Genomic DNA, 24475 nt, shown 5'->3' with positions numbered 1-24475 from the left:
AAAAAACACAGGTTATTATATCAGGAAATATTTAAAAAACCTGAAAAATGATTTTTCAGAAAAACTTCAGATTCGTCCTTAAGAACTTCAGAACTTTATTCACATGCTTTTCAACGGCAGTTTTGGAAATGTCATTTTCCTGTGCAATGGTAAATAAGCTCAGGTTCTGGATTTTGTTTTTGATAAAGAATTCACGGCTTCTTTCGGGAACCTGTTCAAGAAGATTTTCTATTTTTTTCAGCTGGTCTTCCTGCTGTATTTCAGTTTCAATTTCAGGGCCTTCTTCGGAACAGGTATGTTTAGAATTTTCCAGCGGAACGAAAATCATTTTTCTTTTTCGGTAAAAATTGGAAATTTCCTGTTTGGCAGATTTAAAGATAATTGCCTCAGTTTGGGATGCAGAACCTGTTTGGGATGCATATTTCCAGACATGCATAAAAATATCCTGCACCAGTTCTTCAATATCTTCTTCGTCTGAAACATATTTAGCCACAAAAAAGAACACCCTGTGCTTATATGCGGAATATATTTCGTTAAAACTATCCATTTTTTACGGTTGTAAAGAGTTAGAAGCGCTGTTGCACAAAAGTACCCAAATAATGTTTTAACCGTATTAAGCCTGTATTAATATTTGTTTTATCATTAAAATCCTGCAGATAATCTGCTGCCGGAAAAGGGTTATGAATATAATCAATGCGTACAGATTGCATTTTTTTACGGATGAAAGTTTCTGTTGAGCATTCTGATTTTCTGATTTTTTTAAACTTCGGTTTGCCCATGAAATTACTTTCCGGATATTACTCTTCTTTGTAACCTATATAATCAGGGTATTGACTTTCACCGGATTTAAAACAGATGCTTCTCTCTATCCTGACATTAAAAACAAAGTCAATTTCAGAGGTTTGAAGTAATATATTATTGCAGGACTGAACATGATCTATCCGGGCATTAATACATTTAAATAGAAAGAATGTATTGAAAATAAAATTTCCTGAGTTTCTGCTCAGGAAATCTTACAGTATTTTTATCAGTTTGGGAAAGACACGCCGGTAACCTTGGCATATGTTTCCAGTAAAGCATCTTGCGTAGCCGGATCATTTGCTGCCAGGTTATAATTTTTCTCAATTTTCTTTTGAAATAATAACTGACCGGTCACATTACTTCCTTCCTCTGTTCCTTCTGCCAGCCATACTAAGGTTCCGTAGCTAAGGCGCAAATCATCAGGTGCCCCTGATTTACCCATCTTTGTTGCTACCCAGCCGGGGTTAACAGCATTAACTTTTACGTCTCTCCACTTTCTGCTTACCGCTTTAGACATAACCAGCACCTGTAATTTTGAGTCTGAATAATTGATATCAGAAGATTTATCCTGCATAGACTGCAGCTTTAAATTTCCTCCGAGATGCAAATCTGAGCAGAGATATATAAGCTGCCTGGGTTTTTTCAACAGACTCGTTAGAATATACGGGGCCAAAGCATTGACATTCAGAATTGCATTGCCGGAGCTCCGGGCATCATATACACCTGCGTTATGGATAATGACATCGAAAGTACCCAGTGCATTGATATCGCCTGCTAACTTTTTAACTTCCTTTAAGTCCGACAGATCGCCGGTTACAACTGCTTCCGCTTCAGGAAGATCTCTTCTGGCATCTTTTGCCCTTTCTTCATTCCTTGCGTGCACAACAACCTTATAGCCCTTCATGATCAAAGTTTTTGCAGTAAGAAACCCGATTCCTGCTGTAGATCCGGTGATTAAAATTCTTTTTGTCGGTTCAGGTGACAGTGGCCTGATGTTTTTTTCAATGTAATAAATTTCATCAACAACCTCTTTTGTATTATATAAGTTCATACCGTATTTTATTTTTATATGATCAGAGCCGGTTCCCTTTATGGTCTGGCACGGGACAAAGGCCTAAGCAAGAATAATACAAATTATAGTAAAAGCATCACGGTATTTTATATTTTTTTATTCCATCATATCCTTTGAGATGAAAACTTTGTGACTTCAACAATCTTCAAAATAAATCCTAAAAGACGATCATACAATACAAGGGCAAAAAGTTTAAACGGCTGACGACTAAATTAAAGGAGTCCGGCTCATATTGAGCCGGACTCCCCTGTTAATTCATGTTCTTTTATATTTACTGTGCCGCCCAGAATGACCATCTTTCGCCATTATAAACGGCCAATCTTTTAGCACCGGTTTTATTGACGTATACCATCATCCCCGGGGACGGGCTTGGGATGTTATTGACATCCGTAACCGTGGGCAGTACCATGGCTTTATTGGCAGACTCCAGCACTACGGCGCCGTTTGCGGAAGAAGAGGCAGCGCCGATGATGAATTTTTCACTGGCAGTTTCCGCTAAAGCAGGCTGTGTGGCCATAACGGAAGTGATATTTCCGTTCTGTCCGCTCATATCGATCCATGAGGTACCGTCATAGTACCGTACCCGCGCCTGTGCCGCATTAACGGCATCCAGCAATAAAGTTCCCTGTGCGGGAGCTGCAGGCAATGTTCTGACGTAAGGCAGGATAATTCCTTTGTTATTGGTATTTGCGAATTCCAGCAATACACTGGTTTTGTTTGCTGCTGTACCTATAGCATCTCCCATAATAACCTGTGAAAATGCAGAAGCTGAAAAAGCAAGTAAAGCGATTGTGAAAATTTTTCCTTTTTTCATTGCTGATATTTTTTATTAAGGGCATGATGGAACCGAGAAACATCTCCAGACACCATCCGAATAGATTTTTAAACATTTTGCTGTGGTATCAAAAACCAACATTCCTTCCTGGGGTGTTGTGATGTTTGATAAATTAGCTGTTGCAAGACGGGTAACCACAAATCCCTGTGTATTGGATTCTATTGCCATATGCGCAGACTTACGGGTAAACGGCCAGTTCCCAATCCCTACACTGGCGTTTTTCTGTAATGTTATTCCAAGCCGGGTATCGGTTCCCGCAGCGGTGTTGGTCACCGGATTATAACAAACGGATTGCACGTTGGTATCCGTTGCCGTATTGTTGGCGGTATTCGGGTCCGTGCTGTTTACCGGAGAGGTTACGGCAGCCGTATTGGTCAGATTTCCGGTATACGTCACCGGAATATTTACCGTAATGGTATAAGTAACCGTACTGTTCAGCGGTAAATTGGCCACATCATTAATGGCACCGGTCTGTGTCCCGGTAACCGGACTGGCGGCACCGCCGGCACCTGTAGCAGTATACGTCATATTAGCTGCCGGAATTCCTGCAGGCACAGGTACGGAAACCGTTGCCCCCTGAACCCCGAAAGGTCCGCTGTTTCCGACAACAACCGTATAGGTTAAAGACGTTCCCGGTGCATAGGTAGATACGCCGTCCGTTATCGTTGTATAAAGATCTGCACTGAAAGCAATCGGCGCAGTAATACAATGGGCGCCGTCATTCGATGTGCTGGCAGGAGATGACGAGATCAGTGTTCTCTGTCCGTTGATAAGGTTGAACTGGTAAAAACCTCCGGTATTGAGGGAACCATAAACCTCGCCGGTAGATGAGGCAAACATGGCTCCGAAAGGGGTTACTGTACTGTTGGACCCGATAAACGCAACGGTTGCAGGTGAAGTTGAAAGGTCAATTGACAAAAGCCGTCCGTCCGTATCCGTAGATACCGAATAAAGTCTTGCATCTGTCGTTCTGTAGGCAAAATCTGAAACATTCACAGCCTGTGAGAGTGTTAATGAAGTGGCAGTCATGGCTGCAATATTAATGCGGTACAGAATATTATTGGATCCTGTTTGTTTCACATAGTAGTTTCCTGTCGGGTCAAACTCGCCGGCATTAAAATTAACACCGGTTGGCAATCCGGATACGGCACCCAGCAAAGTGAACGTACCGGAAGCATTGATTCTTACAATCGTATTGGTATTTTCCACAGTTCCGTACATAAGCCCGTCCACAGGGTTGATTCCGATTGAGTTGATATTACTGGTATAAGATCCTACGACAGGATACGTGAAGGGGTTTGATGCGGTATTGACCCTGTACAGCGTATTGCTCTGTGAGAGGTACATATTGGCATTACATCCGAACGATGCTTCAGCGGTTGCAGTAACCGAACAGACGGTTGAAGAGTTCCCCAGCCTTATGGTCACCGTTTTCTGGCCTGCGGCACCGGTTCCGTTGTAAGTAACGGGCACATCGATAAAGGTAGTGCCTGTATTAATCGTAACATTCTGGGAAGTGGTGGCAAAATCTGTACCTGACACATTAATGGTGTAAGTACCGGGACCGTACACATTACTCACCGGAATCCTTACGGTCCTTGTAGACGCATATCCTGTAGAAAATGTGGAATTTCCCTGAAATGCCGCTCCGTTACAGGTAAAGGTAAACGGGACGTAATAAGGGACTGATGCCAAATCGAGGTTGGCAAAATTGCTTCCGACATTAATGGTGGCCACGGTATTGGAAACACCTGTAGAAATATTGATGGTATTGATCTGGATCGTATTTGTTGTTCCGCCGGAAGCCCCGAGAAGGGAAGCCGTATATACGAGGCCGTTCAGGTAAGCCATTCCCCGGATGCCGGAAATGGTGGCAACAGGGCCGGTAATCTGGGAAGCTTTTGTAGCAATTCCTGTGGCAATGGATATTTTGTATAAATATCTTGCCGTATTCGCGGAATTATTCAGGAATGTATAGATATTATTCTCATAATCAAAGAACGTATCAGTTCCAAACGTGGTTCCTGTATTCCAGTCGGTATCGCCTGTAGCGGCGGTAATGGGCACGGTTGCCCCAGAAGGATAGATCGGGTACAGGGTTTTGGTATTGGACTGGAAACCGTATACCCTTCCGAAGTAATTTCCCGGTACATTGTTGGTCCCGATTCCCCCTATGCTGGCATTGGGAAGCGTAGTGGCCGGGGTAACCGGCGCGCCGTTTTTATAAACCACGCTGTTAGCCGCGATATCCGAATGGATAAACACTACTGAATTGGGATTTCCTCCGGGATTATCATAACCTACTCCCAGGTTACTGAGATCGCCTAAATTAGCAGGGGCCGGTGAAGCCAGCGGAGCCGGCAGTGAAACGGTACCGGTAATGCCCGTTATGTCATAGACGCGTCCTGTTGCAGCAAAAGATAAATACAGTCTGTCAATTTGCTGCGAATAAAACTCATGGGGTTTAATAAAAAAAACAATAAGGAATAATAAAAAATTAAATCTTTTCATATGACGGTGAATTATTTTACGAAAATACCCATAACTGTATTATGTTATATTAAATATAAGTGAAATTATAATTAAATAATTTAATACATTAAGATGAAATTGGATAAAAAAAAATTTGTATTATGTATTTAATATTAAAAATATACACATCCTAAGAGCTGTGCAAAGATAATATTTTTTTAAATAAAGCCAAAATAATGTATAAAAATCAGCCTTTAATCTGAAAATGAATATACTTTCATACCCTATTTTATCATCTTAAGTTCTGTATTTTTAAATGACGCTGTTTTGGGAAAGCCGTTAAAGAAAGGCTTGTTTTAGAAATAAACCAATCTAAAAAAATGGTAATTTATCAACAAACAGACTGCGCTGTAACAAAATTGTTTTTCGTAAAAATGTGCTGCAACCTCCTACTTTTGTATCCACATCACATCATTAAAAATCCGACATTTGCAATATAAATAACAGTATATTCTTCGGCTATGAAATATTATAAAGACATCGGCAGTTTCAACAGAGACATTGGGGTGCACCCCCCCGAACATCCTTTTTTCAGCGTCACTTTTGGACATAAAAGCGATGGAAGCATCGAGGATATTGTATTCACTGCGGATTTTTATATCATTTCTTTTCAGACTTTTGTTTCGGGGGACATTACTTACGGCAAAAGAAAGTTTGACCATGAGCGGGGCAAAATGATTTTCTTCAGGCCAAATCAGACCGTTACTTTTAAAAATGTAAAATCAGAGGATGGCTGTTTTTTAATAACCATTAAAGAAGATTTTCTATCAGGTACCGCCTTGTTCAAAGAGATGAAAAATTACGGCTATTTCGATTATGAAACCAATGAAGCCCTGTATCTGTCTCCCAGTGAAGAGGAAACCGTCTGGAACCTGGCCCGGACTATGCACAAAGAGTCACATAACAACACCGATGATTACAGCAAGGCGATCCTTCTGGCACATCTAGGAACCCTGCTTACCTATTCGCAAAGATTTTATAAAAGGCAGTTTATCAACCACATCGAAACAATCGGAGTATGTGCCGGAAGATTCCAACAGCTGCTTGATGCATATTACAATGAAAATACAGTCAGGCAATACGGTCTGCCGACTGTTACGTATATGGCAGATAAAATGAATGTATCTTCCCGCTACCTTAGCGATCTTCTTAAACAGGAAACCGGTAAAACGGCACTCGAACTGATACATCTCCATCTGATAAAAGAGGCTAAAAATCTATTGTCAGAAGGCAAAATGAATATTTCGGAAATCTCTTTTCTGCTCGGATTTGAAAATGCAAATTATTTTGCGAGACTTTTTAAAAAAGTAGTTGGAGTTGCTCCCAATGCTTTCAGGGAGAATAATCTGAATTAAATTTTTTTTCCGGCATTTCTGTACCTGCAGGCAACCTGGCCCGGCTGTGCTTTTGCATTAAAATCAAAAAAGACAATCAATAATACCCGCTTTTTCAACTTAAAATAAAATTGACAATGAATACGGAAACCCAACAATTATTTGAAAACTTTACCTTTAAAAACGGAATCACAACCAAAAACAGAATTGCAATGGCTCCCATGACAACCTGGGCAAGCAATGATGACTATACCGTGGCAGATGATGAAATCCGGCATTATGAAGCCCGAAGCGGAAACGTTGGTTTGGTTATTACAGGCTGTACCCGAGTAATGGCAAACGGAATTGGCTTCCCCAATGAATATGCCTCCTGTGATGATTCTTTTTTACCGGGTCTTGAAAAACTGGCGAACGCGGCCAAACGCGGCGGAGCCCCTGCAATACTTCAAATCTATCACGCAGGAAACAAAGCTGTTCCAGAACTGATCCCTGACGGCATCCCGGTAAGTGCGAGTCCCGTAGCCTTGACGCCGTCAGCTTTTTATGCGGGCGGAACCGTATCGCATGAACTGACGCATGAAGAAATCCTGAAAATGGTAAAAGCATTCGGGGAAACCACTCACAGGGCCATAAAAGCAGGTTTTGACGGCATAGAGCTCCATGGCGCTCACGGATTTTTGTTACAGAATTTCTTTTCGCCATATTATAACCAAAGGATTGACCATTGGGGTGGGTCTCCGGAAAAACGAATGAACTTTGCGGTAGAAGTAATCAAGGAGATCCAGGATGTGATCAACAAGTATGCAGACCGACCGTTCCTGATTGGTTTCAGGATCTCACCTGAAGAACCGGAAAGCTACGGCGTGAAAGATACATTTCCTCTGATTGATAAACTGATTGCATCAGGAATTGATTACCTGCATGTTTCACTGGCTGATCTGCTGACTCAAAAGCCGGTGGATGATGAAAACGGAGAGGCAACGATTTTAAAACTGATCCTGGATCACGTAGATCAGAGAATTCCGGTAATCTCTGCAGGAGGCATCACACAAGGCAGTGATGCAGTGGAAGCCATTAAAACGGGATTGTCACTGGCTGCTGTGGGACACGGCCTTATCATTAATCCACATTGGGTTGAGCTTGTAGCCGATGGGAAAAAAGCTGCGGAAGTTCTAAGCATGTCTAAAGCTGACGAACTTGATGTTCCTAAAAAACTTCAGGAATTCATAAAGGTGGCCACAGGATTTTTTCAGGTAACGGAATAATTATTAAATTTCCTGATCTGAACGCTTTCCGAAAAAACCAGATCTGATTTATACAATGAAAAAAGCCATCTCAAGGAAGATGGCTTTTACATAAGCGGCAGAGAGCGTATTTCTGCATAGATAGTTACCGGTTGATTTTATATTTAAACAGTATCTGCATCTATTTCAGGCCATAATAAGACTGCTCATTTTATTTCACTTCACTTCACTTCACTTCACTTCACTTCACTTCACTTCACTTCACTTCACTTCACTTATTTGGTTATGGTTACAAATCTTAAAAAAACTCAATTTCACAAGGCTTTTCCCGGCGCCGGTAGGTAAGCGGACAGATACCGCTACCCTTGCGTGCTGCATCACAAAGCCGGTTCTCCTCATGGCCTTAAATATGTTTAAGCTCCATTGCCGGCATCTTAAAATTAATGTTCGTGCCCGCCCGGATCGCTCAGTTTTGCATTGACAAAAAATGCGCCTTTTACAACCACATCCGCATCTGCTGAAATTTCATTGATTGCAGTAATTGCCGTGTAACCCATATCAGAAGAACCTTTTACCACCTCTGTCTTTTCAAAATCAGTCAGTTCAGGTTCTTTTGCAGATCTTTTCTTTCCGTCCGGATGCCCGCTTTCCTCTCTGTGGCGGCCTTCCTGTTTTTTGTCTGTTCTGATAAAAATATAATATTTACTGTCCGCTTCTACAATCGCTTCATTAGGTACTGCAGGCGTTGTACTCTTATCAAGGCTCACGATTCCGGTAATATTCATCCCATCGATCAGGCCCGTCTTGTTTCCGGTTACTGAACAATGTACTGAGATGGTCTTGCTTTCATTTTCAAATGAAGATCCGATGCTGTAGATCTTGGCATCGTACTCGGTTTCCGGGTTGTTCGTCAATTTAAAATGAACAATTTGTCCCACCTTCATTTTTGGGAGGTCTTTTTCAAAAACCTGCAAATCCAAATGCAGGGAACCGTTATCTATTACTTCTGCAACGGGCGATGAGATATCAATGTAACTTCCAATTTGTGCAGAAATAGTACTGATTGTTCCACTGATGGGAGATGTGATCACTAAACCGGATCGCAGATTTCCATTATTGACATTGGCGGGATTGATTCCCATCATCTGAAGCTGTTTCTGTAAAGATGATCTTTGTGTTCTCAGGGTTTTCAGTTCAGCATCTGAACTTTGAAGGTTCTTTTTTGCGCCGGCATCATGATCAAATAATTCCTTCTGTCTTCTGTATTCCTGTTCTGCAAATGCAATCCTGCTTTTAACGGTCAGGTATTGCTCTTGCAACTGAATGTATTGCGGATTTGAAATGGAGGCAATTACCTGTCCTTTTCTTACAAAATCCCCAATCTGTACATTCAAAGTTTTAATAATTCCGCCATACATCGACGTGACAGTCGCTTTATTATTATTGGGAACTCTAAGTACTCCATTGGTTTTGATGGTAGAAGTCAGTTCTTTCATCTCGATTTTGCCCAGAGTTATGCCCACCGCTTTCATTTGCTCTTCGGTCAGGCTTGCGATAGTCTGCGGGGCTTCTTCGCCGTGCTCTTCGGTTTGTTCGGTTTTCACTTCGCCTTCCACTTCAGTTGAAGCATCCTTTTTTCCACAGCCTACGAGAAAAATCAAGACAAAGGCGATGCAGATGATATGTTGTTTCATATTATTTATTGATTAAAGAGTTAATGTTGATCACAGACTGATTGACCTGCTGAATGGATTCCAGATATTTGAGCTGAATATTGGTTGCGGTCTGCAATGCAAAAAGATATTCTACGTAGGAGATTTCTCCTGTTTTATAACCGAGCTGACCAGCTTTCACAATTTTTTCGGCATTTGGCAAAGCCTGACCAACGTAATATTCATATTGCAGAATGTCCTGTTTGTATTGGTTCAATACATTTTCAAGTTGAACCGTCAATTGCTTTTGCTGGAGTTTTGCATTGGTTTCTGCCATTTGTTTCTGATAATCCAATGACTGAATTCTTGCTTTGGTTGCTCCAAACGTCAACGGTATTGATATACCAATGTTGGCAACATTAAAACGGTTCCCTGCATTATAATATTTTTCCTGTCCATTCACGGTATGAAAACCAATTATTGACTGATTCGTATAACCCAAACTGAATTCAGGTAAGCCCTGCGATTTCTCCACATTTTTATTTCTCTCGGCAATTTCCATTTCCTGATAAAATGCTTTGACAGTTGGATGATTGGCAATTGTAGTGCTGTCCAACACATACTCTGCTTTCAGTGGATGATAATTTTCACTAAGCGGAATCTCAATCTGATCATCTGTGTTTAAAAGCGTTTTCAAATTTCTGTAAGCATTATCAAGATAGATTTTATTCTGATTTAACAATAGATTAATCTCACCTTTCTGTGTTTCTGCTGTACTGATTTCTATTTTCTTGATGTCACCTGCATTAAATCTGACGGTTGCAATCCTGATAAAATCCTGATACAGACTATCAAGTTTCATTAGTTTCTTCTGATTGTAATGTAGATATTCAATCTGATAAAAATACGTTCTGACCTGTTTTGCAAGCTCATTAACAGTAATTTCTCTATTGATCTCTTTTCCTTTTATTTCCTGAGCAATAAGTTCCTTTCTTGCCTTAAACAAAGTCGGGAAAGGAATACTTTGAGAAATGGAAAACGACTGGTCAAACTTCGGACTGTTGTATTGTCCAAGCTGCGCACTGAAATTCATTTTTGGAAGTTCATGGGCTGTGGGTTTCAAAGCTCCAGAAACTTTAATGTCCAGATCTTTCGTTTTTACTGAATAATTATTACTCAAAGCTATTTCTGTCGCCTGCTCCACCGATAATGTTTTTATATTTTGAGCATTTAAAGTTTGTCCGGAAAATAAAAATCCTAATACAATAATCGCTGTCAAAGGTTTCATCTTCATTTTCTTCCGGTTGAACCGGCTGCTGAAAATAATATACAGCATCGGGAGAACAAATAGCGTAAGGAAAGTCGCAGTGATCAGGCCACCTATAACCACTGTTGCCAAAGGTTTCTGAACTTCCGCTCCGGCTCCTGTGGAAATGGCCATCGGAAGGAATCCCAGCGAAGCTACGGCTGCCGTCATCAGAACCGGTCTCAGTCTGGTTTTTGTTCCTTCAAAAACCCGCTTTAGAATATCTGTTTCGCCATCCTTTTCCAATTGATTGAATGTGCCTATGAGAACAATCCCGTTCAGAACTGCAACGCCAAACAAGGCGATAAAACCAATCCCCGCACTGATACTGAACGGCATATCCCTGATCTGCAGTGCAAAAATACCGCCGATTGCACTCATGGGAATTGCGGTAAAGATTAACGCAGCCTGCTTAAAAGAACGGAATGTGAAATATAACAAGAAAAATATCAGTAGTAACGAAACCGGAACCGCAATCATCAGTCTTTTGCTTGCGGCCCGGAGATTTTCAAACTGACCGCCATAGGTAAAGTAGTACCCTGGAGGCAATTTCACTTGCTTATCCAGCTTAGTTTGAATATCTTTTACTACACTTTCCACATCCCTGTCTTTCACGTTGAATCCAATGACAATCCTGCGTTTCCCTTCATCCCGGCTGATCTGTGACGGGCCGAGTTTGTAGCTGATATTCGCTACTTGTGAAAGCGGGATCTGGTTTCCAGAACCCGTTGGGATCATCAGGCTGTTGACATCATCAATATTGGTCCGGTGAAGACTGTCGAGTCTGACGACCAGATCAAAACGTCTTTCGTTCTCAAAAACCTGACCGGCAGATTTCCCGGCGAAAGCCGTACTTAACGTATTGTTGACATCCTCAACATTCAGTCCGTAGTTGGCCATTCTTGTACGGTCATACTCCACATTGATCTGCGGCAGTCCTCCGGTACGTTCAATTTGTGGAGCAGTAACCCCATCAACAGATTGAATTACTTTGCCCGCTTTATCGGCATAAACCGCAAGAGAATCCAGGTTTTCACCAAAAATTTTCACCGCGACATCCTGCCGGACGCCTGTCATCAGTTCATTAAAGCGCATCTGTATCGGTTGGTTTTTCTCAAAGAATACCCCGGGAATCAATTTTAGCCTTTCTGATATTTCGTCTGCCAGCTCATCATAAGATTTTTTGGTCTTCCACTCCTTCTGCGGCTTTAAAACAATGATCAGGTCAGAAGCTTCGGGAGGCATAGGATCAGTGGGAACTTCGGCAGCCCCTGTTTTTCCCACCACCATTTTCACCTCATCAAAGCCTTTTATAATTCGGGATGCCTGCATTGACGTTTCGATACTCTGCGAAAGTGAGCTTCCCTGCGGCAGGATGCAGTGGAACGCAAAATCCCCTTCCTGCAGCTGAGGGATAAACTCGCCCCCCATCCTGCTGAATATTATTATGCTCAACGCAAACAGGGCAACGGTTACAGAGACAATCAGCCCTTTAATCTGAACTGCTTTTTTTAATATGGGCTGATATATACCTTGAAGTTTATCCATCAGCCTGTCAGAAAAAGATTTTTTTGCAGAAATATTTTTTGATAAAACCAGGGCGCTCATCATTGGAATATAGGTCAGTGAAAGAACCAGGGCACCTAAAATGGCAAATCCTACGGTTTTTGCCATTGGCGTAAACATTTTCCCTTCAATACCGGCCAAAGTTAAAATCGGAATATATACGATCAGAATGATGATTTCACCGAATGCCGCGCTGTTCCTTATTTTGGAAGCAGAAAGGAAAACTTCCTCATCCATCTCGGTCTGTGTCAGTTTTTGAGTGGATTTTCTAAGTCCCAGATGGTGAAGGACCGCTTCCACGATGATTACCGCTCCGTCAACAATCAAACCGAAATCAATTGCCCCCAGGCTCATCAGATTGGCACTAACCCCGAAAACATTCATCATTCCCAATGCAAAAAGCAACGCCAAAGGAATCGCTGAAGCAACAATCAATCCTGCTCTTAAATTCCCCAGGAATATAACCAGTACAAAAATAACAATCAGGGCACCTTCAATCAGGTTTTTTTCTACTGTGCTGATGGCTCTTCCAACCAGCTCCGTCCTGTCTAAAAACGGTTCAATAACAACATCATCGGGAAGCGATTTCTGGATTGTCGGAATTTTATTTTTAATTGAATTGACTACCTCATTGCTGTTAGCGCCTTTCAGCATCATCACGATACCACCCACAGCATCCACTCTGCCGTTGTACGTCATTGCTCCGTAACGTACAGCGCTTCCCAGACGAACATCTGCAACATCTTTTATAAAAATCGGGACACTTCCTGTTTTATTAGGAACGGCAATGTTTTTTATATCTTCTAAAGAGGTTACAATCCCGATTCCGCGTATGAAATAGGCATTTGGTTTTTTATCAATGTACGCGCCTCCTGTATTCTGGTTATTCTTTTCCAATGCTGTGAAAAGATCCGTTATACTGACCCCCATTGCCCTGAGACGGTTGGGATCCACCGCTACTTCATATTGTTTCAGCGCACCGCCAAAACTGTTGACCTCTGCTACCCCGGGCGTTCCGTTCAGCTGCCTTCTTACGATCCAGTCCTGCATTGTACGCAGTTCTTCTGAAGAATATTTTTTCTCGCTTCCTTTTTTTGGATGGAGGATATATTGGTATACCTCTCCCAGGCCGGTGCTTACAGGAGCCATTTCCGGAGTTCCTGCACCTTTCGGAATTTCTCCGGAAGCTTCCTTGAGTTTTTCACTGATCAGTTGACGGGCAAAATACACGTCAACATCATCTTTGAAAACAACAGTAATTACGGACAGCCCGAATCTTGATATACTCCGGGTTTCCTCAATATCAGGAATATTGGCGATGCTCTGCTCAATAGGAAATGTAACCAGCTGCTCTACTTCCTGTCCTGCCAGTGTCGGGCAGACCGTAATAATCTGTACCTGGTTGTTGGTAATGTCTGGTACGGCATCTACGGGTAATCGGGATGCACTCCACAAACCCCATATAATCAGCAATAAGGTCATGACACCTATAACGGGCTTGTTCCTGATGCTGAATCTTATGATATTATCTAACATTAAACTGAATTTAATTTTATTGAAAATTGGTCTCCCATCAGTAAAAATGAAGGAGAACACACGTTAAAGATGAACAGAAATACCCTGCAGAGGTATTGCAGGTTTCATCAGAAGCAGACAGAAAACATATATTTACATTTTCTGCTTAATCGCTAAAATTAAATTTTGGGAGGCTGCCAGATATGGTGGTACACCGAATAGGCAAAATTATTTTTCCGGAAATGAATTTTCTTTGAAAAATATTCCGTGATTCTATCGGGCAAAATGCTTAAAGGCTCAAACCGGCATGATGCAGCCGGCATCTGGCAGCAGTTGCAGCAGCAAAAAGGAGAACAGATGTCGCCATGATCTTTTGAATGTGAATCTTCTTGGTTCTGTAAATTTCCGTAAGGCAGTTTTACATTATTTTGTGACTGCGCATTGACATCATTGCATGGAACCACAGAGAGCACCATGAAATAGATTGTTAACAGCAGTTTCAGAAAATTCATTTGGCAAATGTATACATTTTATTAAGATAAAAACAGAAAAAGAATGAGAATGAACAGTAAGATTCAGAGCCTGTCTGAGAATTATGACTTTACATTTTCAAAGCAGATCTGAATCTTATTCCGGAACAACGCTCAAAGATTCAGCAGGCTTTGCGAAACATAAACAATTGAAATGGAAAACCCGGACGCTTTTTTAATATAAGGAGCAGAATTGATAAACGCCCCGGGACTCAGGTTATCCTGAATCCAGCCTGAAAATTATGAAACAAAACATTGGGAAAGCTGAAGACCGGTTGAGGGATCAATACTGAAAATACAGAAGCAATCAACCGGATAGCCGGAGCATGATTAACCTCTCCGGCCGGACCCCGTACATGCCGGAAACATCATGCGGCAGTTTTTGATCTCATCCCGGACGGCAATTCCGAATTCTGAATATTTTAAAACTAAGTACAAATACCTACACGGTATTTTGGTTATTTTCACGTACAGGTGCACTGTTTTTTATCATTTACTTTACTGTGTTCTTTTAGCCCGGTTTTATCAGCAGCTCTATTAAAATTCTGAATAGCAGAAGCCCGGCTGTTACGGATCTGGCAGAACTTACCGTTAACCTGCGGTCCGTCAGCAGATAAAATAAAAAGGACAAAATATTTTTTCAACCTTAATCATTTACTTTAATTTAAACTTTTACTCATGACAAATCCATCTTTAGACGCTTACCAACAGATATTTGGTATGGCATGTATCGTAGGGCGTGCCGCAGGTTACACCGGTACGCAGGATAATCTGCAGCTTCAGCTTCAGTATGACCTGTCCTTTTACCTGAACAATGTCCCGCCCGTAGCCTGCATGAAACAGACCGCCCCATCTACCGCTGATCCTTCCGTAACAACGGTACTGGGCAGCTGGAGTCTCGTTTGGGGACCGGCAGTGCTTGAAGAAAAGGTGGACGGGCTCCCTACAGGGGTTGCTGATAATGCCCTGTTCGTAGCGCAGTGCAATGCCGTGCAGTTTCCGGGAGGCCCTGAAATGCCCGTTTATGCAGTTGCTATTTCAGGAACCAATCCTGATTCTGTATTCGACTGGAAAGATGAAGACTTTGCCGTATCGAAAGTCGTAAACTGGAACACGTATAACCCTTCTGACTTTACGCCTTCCCCTTATGACGGCAGCGAACCTTTTATATCAGGCGGTACCGCCGTGGGCGTAAGCAATCTTCTCGGGCTTATTTCACCGGACACGGCGGCGGCCCCCGGAACCAGCCTTGAGCAGTTTCTTTCCGGTGCTAAAACCGACCCGGGTACAGCCTTGATCTTCTGCGGACACAGCCTGGCCGGAGCCCTGTCTCCGACCCTCGCCCTATACCTGCAGACACAGAAAAAACTGGGTGCTTTTGAAATGACCCTGGTTTATCCTACCGCAGGACCGACACCGGGAGAAATTAATTTCGCCAACCTGTTCAACAATACATTTCCTGCTCTTCCTTCCGGATGGGAGCCACAGACGCTTCCGTACCAGAGCTGGAATACCATGCACTGGAATAAACTGGATGTGGTGCCCCACGCCTGGCAGAAGGAAGACCTGCAGATGATTGCCGCTATTTACGGTCATTCGCTGTCAAAATCCACAGCTTTTAACTTATCTGCCCTGCAGGCTATTGCCATTTATGATGCTTCGAAATCAGGAGCGACTTATACGAGGATCCGGAACAGCTCATTGCCGGGAACAATTCAGTACTGGAACGGATCTACTGCGGTTAATGTGCCTCCGCAATCAATGGATGATTATGTAAACCAACTGGCCCTGCAGCATATTAACCTGTATTCCGGCATCAAACCCACCCCGAATGATCCCTCCGGAGTTGCCGGACTGATCCTTCCTGAGCCTCTGCCTAAGTCCACATTAGCCGGATTGGTACCGGGTGTGGTCCCTATATTAAAAGCCGAAATCATCAAAAAGACCATCGACCAGATTATCGCCTGGATTGCAGCGCATGTTGATTCAGAAGTGAAGGAAATGATGGCACTGTAGGCTGATATTTTACAAATAAATATAAACAACCACCTTTGGCAGCGAAATTGTGTCAGGTGGTTTTTTTATCCTGTAAAGAAAATTATATGACAGACGGCCAATAACTTTGAGGAATATCTAATAAAACTCTTTAAATATGGCAGCCTGGAGACATCGCCGGAACTGAGAAAATTAGAATTCGGAACTTATCCGACAGTATAAAAATAAGCATATTCAAAAATAATGTATATTAATTTGCTGATATTTAGCTATTTATAAACAACTTTATTTTTTCTTGTTTATTTCATTTTTTTGTTTAGCTTTACCTCGTTAAAAAAATTAATAACTCATGAAAAAATTCGTTTTACCTGTTTTTGCTATTGCAATAGCATTAACTTCCTGTTCACAAGCAGATGAATTATCTAATAATGATTCTCTTGCTGCACAACACAACACCCAGCTGTCATCCAGAACAGGTGGATATGACAAAAGTTTAATAAAAACCGCTCCCCTGCAGGATCAGTTGGAATACAAAGATTTCTATCTGAGAGAAGCTGCAGCATTTGTTAAAAAGCTGAACTTAACCACTAAAGACCTAATTAATCTATGCCATGCATCAGAAGGGCAGGAAAATACAGTTATCTTAAGGGATATTGTGGAACTTTCTAAAGATCAGGGCAATTACAGTGAAGAACTTGAAGCTGAATATTTAAGCCTTAAGGATGCATTTAAAGACATTGATGACGGCAAAAACTATAATATAGCACTGTATATTCCGGAAGCTGAACTATTAACCAGCCATTACAATGAAAATAACAGCAGCGATACGTATTATTTTGCTCAGCTGGACGACAGTTCACAAAATAAGTTTTTTTACAATTTATGGGACGAAACTAAACAGAACTTCACCCCGGCAAATAATTTTGTTACCGAGAATGATGCCGAGGCTTTTGCAACAGGCGGAAGAGCTCTTTTAGTATTTGATATACAGGACGTTTCTTTAGATCCAAACCCGAACTTCCCTCAAAAAGGAGGAAACCCTGTTTATTCACCACCCAGCAACCCACCTTCCCCTAATCCGAGTAAACAGTATAAGGTTGGGAATATGACCATAAAAGACCATAAGGAATCTTATGTTGCCGGTGCTTCCGAAATCACTGTACAAATGTTCAGGTATGAAAATGGGGTATCCCAGAAAATAAGTTATATCAACAGTAATACAGTAGGACAATCTGAATTTATATTTGCCGAGTTCAAGCGGAAAGATGTAAGACAGCAAAACCAGCGTTATATTGGCGCTACGCTTGGGGGCATGATCAATACTGCTTCAAATATTTACCCGAATACCAGACTTTTATATACCATTTATGAAGCAGACAACTGGCCTGTACAGACCAGATATGATTATTTTAACGTTAACGGCCAGAACTCCAACATTAAGTACGGATCTTCGGACGGATATTATTACTCAAGTAACCAGCACTCATTGTTGATGACTACATATGCAGATAATGGAGCGATCAGATTTTCTCCGTTCTTACAGTAAGATGAAAATAAAACAATTTATATTATTTTCCTTTTTAGGATTTGTAAACTTTTGTCTGGCTCAAACAGAGCCAGGCAAAAAGTTTAAAATAGACGCAGGCATTGAATTCAGAATAGTTCCTTTCAACTTCAGAAATGCGGAAGGATTATCCACTTCCAATCAGTTCTTTCTTTATAATCGCGACAAGCATTTATCCGGAAACAGCATCAATATGGGAATTGAATACTTCTTTCTTAAAAACACGACCATTGGCATCAGCCAAAGTTTCAGATATGATCAGCTCTATTCAGATTATAATCTGAATAATCCCAATGATTTTTCATCTGCCGACCAGCATATGCGGCTTATCGCAGACACAGAAATACAGTTAAAACATTATATCCCTTTAAAAAACAATAACCAGTATCTTATTGCCAATATCGGATATGGATTTATGAATAACAATACATTATTCCACGTAACGGAAGTCTATGAGAGAAATGCAGATGGACAAATCATATTCAGCAGGTCAAGTGAAGTCGATTTTCAATTCCAGGCATATAAAATAGGTGTAGGTTACAAATATAAAAGATTTGAAGCCGTAATAGGTACTTATATAGTAGAAAAACATAACTTTGATGATTACACATCAGGGTTTGGCATGCCCTTTCTGAAACTGAATTATACTGTTGCTAATTTTTAGTCAGAAAAATTAGCAGCAAACGATTTATTACCTGGCTGTTAATTATATCAACATCGCTCTGTCATTTAACAAAGTTGGTAACAACGATTTGACTTCAAGCCATCAGTCTATTAAAAATCACTAAATTTAAAATACAACAAGAGCAGATAATCCCTGCTCTTGTTTATTTTTGAGGATAAAGATATCTTTAAATATTCGGAGACTATTTATTTTGTATCAGATTCAGTGATGCATTAACTTGAAAAATCCAAGTCTATTATAACTGATGCCAATCATATAGATATACACTTAATAAAGAAGTTTTTATGAAGGTTACGGACAAAGTTCAGTTAGGATTGCATTTCACTGTAAAAATTAACCCATAACTCTAATCTGAAGAAAACGTAAAGCTCAATAGCTACAGTGAAGACGGCAAAAAACTGATCCTGAATATACTTCCGTCCGGCTCCTGGTCCTGAGGAAGCCTTCTTGTGTAAATACCGGTGCGCCTGCCGGCTGTAAAGTGATTAAAATCTGCAGGGATAAATTCCTGACACTGCATGACATTTATCCGCATACTTCGTTTAAAGTGTACGGCACTGTCTGAAAAATATACAATATGTGTAATGATGCGCAAGATTTTAAGCAAAAGCATCATCGGAATGCTTACGGAAGTGATGAACAGGATGAAATAGCTACAGCAGATCAAGGATAAATTTTCCTTTTAATTAAATTCCATATATGAGGCAGCAGCGGGCATCACTTACAGGCCTGTACATTGAAACTGCTATCCTCACCATTAGAAAGATGGAAGAAAATAAAGTGCTGAAATTTATGAACAGAAAAATTTTCTATTGATAATAGAGTTTTCCGGCGGGTAACTGCATTCCGCTGTTATTTAGAGGAATTATATTTTATCAAGTAATCCTGCTTTTAGTTGAGCAGATTCCGGATTTTTTCCAGTACATGATCAATATCAAACGGTTTGGCAATAAAGTCTTCAGGTTCGCACAGATTTTCAAAGTGGCCAAGGCCTGCATGTGCACTCATGATAATAACGGGAATATTTTTATTGTCATGATCCTCTTTGATCTGGCGGCACAGATCAATTCCGGACCCGTCACGAAGCATGACATCGAACAGATATAAGTCCGGGGTTTCACAGACATCCCGTGCTGCAAACTCTTCTACAGTAGCAAAGGATTTTACATTATAATTTTCAGAGGTCAGAAATATTTCAAGAATTTCCCTAATCGCTTCATTGTCTTCTACTAAAAAAATCTTTCTCATGGTGTCTGTCAATCAATAATTACACCAGATGGCGGATAATCCCAGCAGGCAGCTTTATCCTTAACATGATTGACATTTAATTATTAGTCCGTTCAGCTCTGTCGCAACAGCATAATTTTCTCAGATGGTGATGAAAACATTTTTTTAGCTCATTTTTTAATCTGCCGGACGTAAAATCATCAGGAACAAACATTAAAAATAAACTTTGAAAATTTTTATAAAGTTTCAGGGCTAAAATTTAAACTGATAATTAAAGATCAGATAATAAAACTGAGGCACAGCATGTTTCCGAAACAGGTAATCGCAGGCATTGCAATGCTTTTCAATTGCTTCTGCCGTATGCAAAAGATTTTCCGTGACAGATATAATGTAAATTTCTGATATCACTTTATTTTCCCGGTCCAGCTTGTCAAAGATAGATATAATACATAATTGTAATTATGACATAGATCATACTCTATAACCTGTTCAGCGATATCATATTCATATGGATTTTTTACAGCATCCAATATCACTTTTCCGGATCATGTAAAACTGCCGGCCTGTCAAGGGCTTCTCTCCGGATTATTATACACCATTGTTGAACCTCTGTCTGTGCAGTTCAGCAGTTATAAACATATCATCCTGATGGGTTTTGTGGAGTCAGGATGTAATGGCAATGATTGTCCAGCATCGCATGCAATTATTCCGTTCTTAAATATCCCGTCTTATTCAAATCATAATTGAATGGATATTTACATTGTATATTTGGTATTGGTTTAGAATCTATTCGATAGGTACGGGTGTTTCGAAGTCATATCATCCATTGTGAGATCAGTTTAATTATATGTTATGGCCATACAAGAAGACTTGCTTATTACTTATGGAGCAGAAATTATTCATATAAAGCAATCCGGATTGCTTTTTGAAGAAAATGCTGCGCCGGCGTATTATTTTCAGATTAAAAAAGGTAAAATAAAGCTTGCTAATTTCAAGCCAGGACCAGGAGGCAGAGGCGGAGAATTTATCCAGAGCCTGCATTGTAAGGGCGAATCTGTAGGAGAGGTATTCCTTTTTTGCAGGCACAACAGGTACGCCGTGAGTGCTTTGGCCACAGAAGACTGTACGATCTTACGGTTGGAGCGGGCCAAACTGTTAAAATTATTGGAATCTGATTTTGAACTCCAGCTGCAGTTTCTCCGGAACTGTGCGGAACGAACCTATTACAGTTATATTTTCTTAAACAGCCTGACTTCAGAGGATGCCGCCCATCAGCTGCTGACCGTGCTGGACCATCTTAAAGAAAAACAAGGCCAGAAAGAGCCCTTTTCCTATAAAGTTCCTTATACCAGAAAAGAACTTTCTTCTTTAACGGGCCTCAGGATTGAAACGGTGATCAGGATTTTAAAGAAACTGGAAAGTGAAGATATCGTTAAGATCGTAAAGGGAAGGGTATATTACTAAGAGCAGGTTTAAGAATCATAACTTTACATTTTTAAAGCAGATGTAATCTTATTCCGGAATATACGCTCGCAGATCCGATCTGCGTAATGGCCTTGATCTGCAAATGCATATATTTTCAGCTAAAATCAAACAGGCTTCAAGTGTTTCGTTTTATATGAGACGGTTATCTGTTTCTTTAAAAATCAGCCTAAGAAGACAGATTAGTAATGTGAGTTGGATATTTTTGATATTCGGTAAAACAGGCAACAGAGGCAATCCCATAATTCCCTGCTATGGTTATGCCCTGATGATTTTTGAGTCTGGAAATGCTATGCGCAGCCAAGTTGGCTACATAAAATCCTGTATGTCCTGACTTTCCCGGTTTTAAAATTATTATCTTCATAATGAATAGAATCTGCTCAGTTAGAATGTCTGATTGCACTTCTATAATTACAAGCCTATACCATAAATCAGGTATAAAAATTAAATTACATTCCCCTCGTTGTGATTTATGAAAATATTTGTAATATTGTAACAACCAAATATTCAATCATATGAAAACCAATCTTAAAGGTCTAAGATCATTAGACAAAAAACAGCTGAAAAACATTTTAGGAGGATACCCCATGTGTCCGGAAGATTTACAGTGTGGAAATGACTGGTGCTGCATCAACGGGGCATGCCGGCCTATTTCACAGGCAGGACCGGGCCATCTGTGTATGGCTATCGTAGATCCTGTAAGTTAAACCCGGATAATCGATCCTTTATATTTTCAAATTACTTCCCCGGCAGCTGCCGGGGATTTATTTTTTAAGCATTATGAAATCCCAATGTAAAGATGCGGAGTTTAATCACTTCAGCTGCATTGAAACTTTCATTTTATACCCTGATAAGATTTCAAAATTACTATCTTCGTGATTAGTCACAACTATAACATAATCGAATGCATCTCCGAGGCGGTTGTGAATTGCTTTCAAAATTTATTATCTTCGTGATTGGTCACAGCTTATTCCTAACCATTCACCTTTTCCAGTGTGTTGTGAATTGCTTTCAAAATTTATTATCTTCGTGATTGGTCACAGCAGTGTACTTTGTGTCTCAGTGTCAATATCCGTTGTGAATTGCTTTCAAAATTTATTATCTTCGTGATTGGTCACAGCTTGCCACACGTGACCGCATATCTATAAACCGTTGTGAATTGCTTTCAAAATTTATTATCTTCGTGATTGGTCACAGCAGTTTACGCATGCTGATCTGGAGAAGTTTAGTTGTGAATTGCTTTCAAAATTTATTATCTTCGTGATTGGTCACAGCTATCCATCTGTCGGTTGGCATTCTTCTTTTGTTGTGAATTGCTTTCAAAATTTATTATCTTCGTGATTGGTCACAGCGTTCTTGAGTATCTTCCCATGATCGGTCTAGTTGTGAATTGCTTTCAAAATTTATTATCTTCGTGATTAGTCACAGCGGAACAACTAAAGAGGCGATTTCCTTCATCGTTGTGAATTGCTTTCAAAATTTACTATCTTCGTGATTAGTCACAGCTTCCTAGCAATATTAGAGCAGTCTATTCAAGTTGTGAATTGCTTTCAAAATTTACTATCTTCGTGATTAGTCACAGCAGAATTGAAAATTTGGAACAGCAAATCTTAGTTGTGAATTGCTTTCAAAATTTACTATCTTCGTGATTAGTCACAGCAATTTTATAACATATTGCATTACTGATATTGTTGTGAATTGCTTTCAAAATTTACTATCTTCGTGATTAGTCACAGCGAGTAAATATGAATGCCGTGTTTTGATTTTGTTGTGAATTGCTTTCAAAATTTACTATCTTCGTGATTAGTCACAGCGTACAATATTATAAACCTGAGTGTATTTAAGTTGTGAATTGCTTTCAAAATTTACTATCTTCGTGATTAGTCACAGCTTGCTAAGGTAAAGGAGTTCATAGAAGAATGTTGTGAATTGCTTTCAAAATTTACTATCTTCGTGATTAGTCACAGCTTACAGAATATCTGGGAGCCGAACACAGCGGTTGTGAATTGCTTTCAAAATTTACTATCTTCGTGATTAGTCACAGCATGGGGATGTTGATGAAGTTGAGCAATATGGTTGTGAATTGCTTTCAAAATTTACTATCTTCGTGATTAGTCACAGCTTCATTTTTATTAAGTTGCTCAATAGCCTGGTTGTGAATTGCTTTCAAAATTTACTATCTTCGTGATTAGTCACAGCTTACAAGGTCATCAATTGATAGATTGCCTCGTTGTGAATTGCTTTCAAAATTTACTATCTTCGTGATTAGTCACAGCTTGCAAAAGTTAGTAAAAGGACCTCATATTGTTGTGAATTGCTTTCAAAATTTACTATCTTCGTGATTAGTCACAGCACATAAACTGGAGCCGGCAGATCTCGAAAGGTTGTGAATTGCTTTCAAAATTTACTATCTTCGTGATTAGTCACAGCATTCCTTATTCCAATTATGACGGCATTTTCGTTGTGAATTGCTTTCAAAATTTACTATCTTCGTGATTAGTCACAGCTGAACTTGATTTTAGAATGTCCGAATCGCAGTTGTGAATTGCTTTCAAAATTTACTATCTTCGTGATTAGTCACAGCAATGTTGGAGATTGAAACCCAGTTTGCTGCGTTGTGAATTGCTTTCAAAATTTACTATCTTCGTGATTAGTCACAGCTGCTCCTGGATGCTGCTCTTCAGCGGATGGGTTGTGAATTGCTTTCAAAATTTACTATCTTCGTGATTAGTCACAGCCCAGTAAGCAGGCTCCCTCCGGGCAAACGGGTTGTGAATTGCTTTCAAAATTTACTATCTTCGTGATTAGTCACAGCACAAATCTTTTCAACAAACTGATTACCCAGGTTGTGAATTGCTTTCAAAATTTACTATCTTCGTGATTAGTCACAGCTTCTGGTCCTCATTACACTGAAACCTGTTTGTTGTGAATTGCTTTCAAAATTTACTATCTTCGTGATTAGTCACAGCCACCACAGAGAAAGTGAGAGAGCTGAACTTGTTGTGAATTGCTTTCAAAATTTACTATCTTCGTGATTAGTCACAGCAAATGCTTCAATCAGAAGCGTATCAGGTTGGTTGTGAATTGCTTTCAAAATTTACTATCTTCGTGATTAGTCACAGCAAAATGCTTCAA

Annotated in this window: 16 protein-coding genes and 1 CRISPR repeat array (1 of these 17 cut by a window edge); of the genes, 7 read left to right on the top strand and 9 right to left on the bottom strand. The window is 40.3% G+C overall.

Going from position 1 to position 24475, the window contains the following annotated elements; all coding sequences use genetic code 11:
- Positions 1-55 precede the first annotated feature (55 nt).
- From SD427_RS08400 to SD427_RS08385, 4 genes are all read right to left on the bottom strand, one after another.
- Complete coding sequence (locus tag SD427_RS08400) at positions 56-547, bottom strand: RNA polymerase sigma factor (protein ID WP_320560827.1); 492 nt, start codon at positions 545-547, stop codon at positions 56-58.
- A gap of 480 nt (positions 548-1027) precedes the next feature.
- The gene (locus tag SD427_RS08395; RefSeq protein ID WP_320560826.1) at positions 1028-1852 is read right to left on the bottom strand and encodes an SDR family NAD(P)-dependent oxidoreductase; all 825 of its coding nucleotides are present in this window, start codon (positions 1850-1852) and stop codon (positions 1028-1030) included.
- Positions 1853-2144: 292 nt separating this feature from the next.
- Complete coding sequence (locus SD427_RS08390; protein WP_320560825.1) at positions 2145-2687, bottom strand: hypothetical protein; 543 nt, start codon at positions 2685-2687, stop codon at positions 2145-2147.
- A gap of 15 nt (positions 2688-2702) precedes the next feature.
- Complete coding sequence (locus SD427_RS08385) at positions 2703-5219, bottom strand: DUF11 domain-containing protein (RefSeq protein ID WP_320560824.1); 2517 nt, start codon at positions 5217-5219, stop codon at positions 2703-2705.
- A gap of 482 nt (positions 5220-5701) precedes the next feature.
- On the opposite strand from SD427_RS08385, the gene SD427_RS08380 reads away from it, so the two are divergent.
- A complete protein-coding gene (locus SD427_RS08380; protein ID WP_320560823.1) occupies positions 5702-6595 on the top strand; it encodes a helix-turn-helix transcriptional regulator in 894 nt (297 codons plus the stop codon).
- A 116-nt stretch (positions 6596-6711) separates the two neighbouring features.
- On the top strand, positions 6712-7839 hold the full coding sequence (locus SD427_RS08375) for an NADH-dependent flavin oxidoreductase (RefSeq protein ID WP_320560822.1): 1128 nt from the start codon (positions 6712-6714) through the stop codon (positions 7837-7839).
- 419 nt (positions 7840-8258) lie between these two features.
- Here SD427_RS08375 and SD427_RS08370 read toward each other — a convergent pair whose 3' ends face one another.
- The 3 genes from SD427_RS08370 to SD427_RS08360 form a co-directional block, all read right to left on the bottom strand.
- On the bottom strand, positions 8259-9512 hold the full coding sequence (locus SD427_RS08370) for an efflux RND transporter periplasmic adaptor subunit (protein WP_320560821.1): 1254 nt from the start codon (positions 9510-9512) through the stop codon (positions 8259-8261).
- Between the two features lies 1 nt (position 9513).
- On the bottom strand, positions 9514-13878 hold the full coding sequence (locus tag SD427_RS08365) for a CusA/CzcA family heavy metal efflux RND transporter (RefSeq protein WP_320560820.1): 4365 nt from the start codon (positions 13876-13878) through the stop codon (positions 9514-9516).
- Positions 13879-14036: 158 nt separating this feature from the next.
- Positions 14037-14369, bottom strand: coding sequence for a DUF6660 family protein (locus SD427_RS08360; protein WP_320560819.1), 333 nt, complete (start codon positions 14367-14369; stop codon positions 14037-14039).
- Between the two features lie 696 nt (positions 14370-15065).
- Between SD427_RS08360 and SD427_RS08355 the strand changes: the two genes are divergently transcribed.
- From SD427_RS08355 to SD427_RS08345, 3 genes are all read left to right on the top strand, one after another.
- Positions 15066-16403: a lipase family protein gene (locus SD427_RS08355; RefSeq protein WP_320560818.1), complete on the top strand. Its 1338-nt coding sequence runs from the start codon at positions 15066-15068 to the stop codon at positions 16401-16403.
- 328 nt (positions 16404-16731) lie between these two features.
- Positions 16732-17928 carry a hypothetical protein gene (locus tag SD427_RS08350; RefSeq protein WP_320560817.1) on the top strand — a complete coding sequence of 399 codons (1197 nt, stop codon included), beginning with the start codon at positions 16732-16734 and terminating at the stop codon, positions 17926-17928.
- Position 17929: 1 nt separating this feature from the next.
- The gene (locus tag SD427_RS08345) at positions 17930-18610 is read left to right on the top strand and encodes a hypothetical protein (RefSeq protein ID WP_320560816.1); all 681 of its coding nucleotides are present in this window, start codon (positions 17930-17932) and stop codon (positions 18608-18610) included.
- A 397-nt stretch (positions 18611-19007) separates the two neighbouring features.
- On the opposite strand, the gene SD427_RS08340 is transcribed toward SD427_RS08345, so the two are convergent.
- Together SD427_RS08340 and SD427_RS08335 are read right to left on the bottom strand one after the other, a co-directional pair.
- Complete coding sequence (locus SD427_RS08340; protein ID WP_320560815.1) at positions 19008-19151, bottom strand: hypothetical protein; 144 nt, start codon at positions 19149-19151, stop codon at positions 19008-19010.
- Between the two features lie 371 nt (positions 19152-19522).
- Positions 19523-19879 (bottom strand): response regulator transcription factor, encoded by a 357-nt coding sequence (locus tag SD427_RS08335; RefSeq protein WP_320560814.1) that lies wholly within the window; start codon positions 19877-19879, stop codon positions 19523-19525.
- An 831-nt stretch (positions 19880-20710) separates the two neighbouring features.
- Here SD427_RS08335 and SD427_RS08330 point away from each other — a divergent pair.
- On the top strand, positions 20711-21322 hold the full coding sequence (locus tag SD427_RS08330; protein WP_320560813.1) for a Crp/Fnr family transcriptional regulator: 612 nt from the start codon (positions 20711-20713) through the stop codon (positions 21320-21322).
- Between the two features lie 533 nt (positions 21323-21855).
- A complete protein-coding gene (locus tag SD427_RS08325; protein WP_320560812.1) occupies positions 21856-22047 on the top strand; it encodes a hypothetical protein in 192 nt (63 codons plus the stop codon).
- Positions 22048-22260: 213 nt separating this feature from the next.
- Positions 22261-24475: direct repeats of the CRISPR family, unit length 47 nt; unit sequence GTTGTGAATTGCTTTCAAAATTTACTATCTTCGTGATTAGTCACAGC; it runs 1297 nt beyond the window's last position.

Origin of the sequence: Chryseobacterium sp. JJR-5R (genome assembly GCF_034047335.1) — a bacterium.
Lineage (GTDB): Bacteria > Bacteroidota > Bacteroidia > Flavobacteriales > Weeksellaceae > Chryseobacterium.
Note: the sequence above shows the minus strand (reverse complement) of the source record. Positions and strands in the feature narration are given on the sequence as shown.

Bases quoted from the DNA above. Each gene is read 5' to 3' on its own strand.
- SD427_RS08400 (WP_320560827.1), bottom strand. From the start codon at position 547: ATGGATAGTTTTAACGAAATATATTCCGCATATAAGCACAGGGTGTTC.
- SD427_RS08395 (WP_320560826.1), bottom strand. From the start codon at position 1,852: ATGAACTTATATAATACAAAAGAGGTTGTTGATGAAATTTATTACATT.
- SD427_RS08390 (WP_320560825.1), bottom strand. From the start codon at position 2,687: ATGAAAAAAGGAAAAATTTTCACAATCGCTTTACTTGCTTTTTCAGCT.
- SD427_RS08385 (WP_320560824.1), bottom strand. From the start codon at position 5,219: ATGAAAAGATTTAATTTTTTATTATTCCTTATTGTTTTTTTTATTAAA.
- SD427_RS08380 (WP_320560823.1), top strand. From the start codon at position 5,702: ATGAAATATTATAAAGACATCGGCAGTTTCAACAGAGACATTGGGGTG.
- SD427_RS08375 (WP_320560822.1), top strand. From the start codon at position 6,712: ATGAATACGGAAACCCAACAATTATTTGAAAACTTTACCTTTAAAAAC.
- SD427_RS08370 (WP_320560821.1), bottom strand. From the start codon at position 9,512: ATGAAACAACATATCATCTGCATCGCCTTTGTCTTGATTTTTCTCGTA.
- SD427_RS08365 (WP_320560820.1), bottom strand. From the start codon at position 13,878: ATGTTAGATAATATCATAAGATTCAGCATCAGGAACAAGCCCGTTATA.
- SD427_RS08360 (WP_320560819.1), bottom strand. From the start codon at position 14,369: ATGAATTTTCTGAAACTGCTGTTAACAATCTATTTCATGGTGCTCTCT.
- SD427_RS08355 (WP_320560818.1), top strand. From the start codon at position 15,066: ATGACAAATCCATCTTTAGACGCTTACCAACAGATATTTGGTATGGCA.
- SD427_RS08350 (WP_320560817.1), top strand. From the start codon at position 16,732: ATGAAAAAATTCGTTTTACCTGTTTTTGCTATTGCAATAGCATTAACT.
- SD427_RS08345 (WP_320560816.1), top strand. From the start codon at position 17,930: ATGAAAATAAAACAATTTATATTATTTTCCTTTTTAGGATTTGTAAAC.
- SD427_RS08340 (WP_320560815.1), bottom strand. From the start codon at position 19,151: ATGCAGTGTCAGGAATTTATCCCTGCAGATTTTAATCACTTTACAGCC.
- SD427_RS08335 (WP_320560814.1), bottom strand. From the start codon at position 19,879: ATGAGAAAGATTTTTTTAGTAGAAGACAATGAAGCGATTAGGGAAATT.
- SD427_RS08330 (WP_320560813.1), top strand. From the start codon at position 20,711: ATGGCCATACAAGAAGACTTGCTTATTACTTATGGAGCAGAAATTATT.
- SD427_RS08325 (WP_320560812.1), top strand. From the start codon at position 21,856: ATGAAAACCAATCTTAAAGGTCTAAGATCATTAGACAAAAAACAGCTG.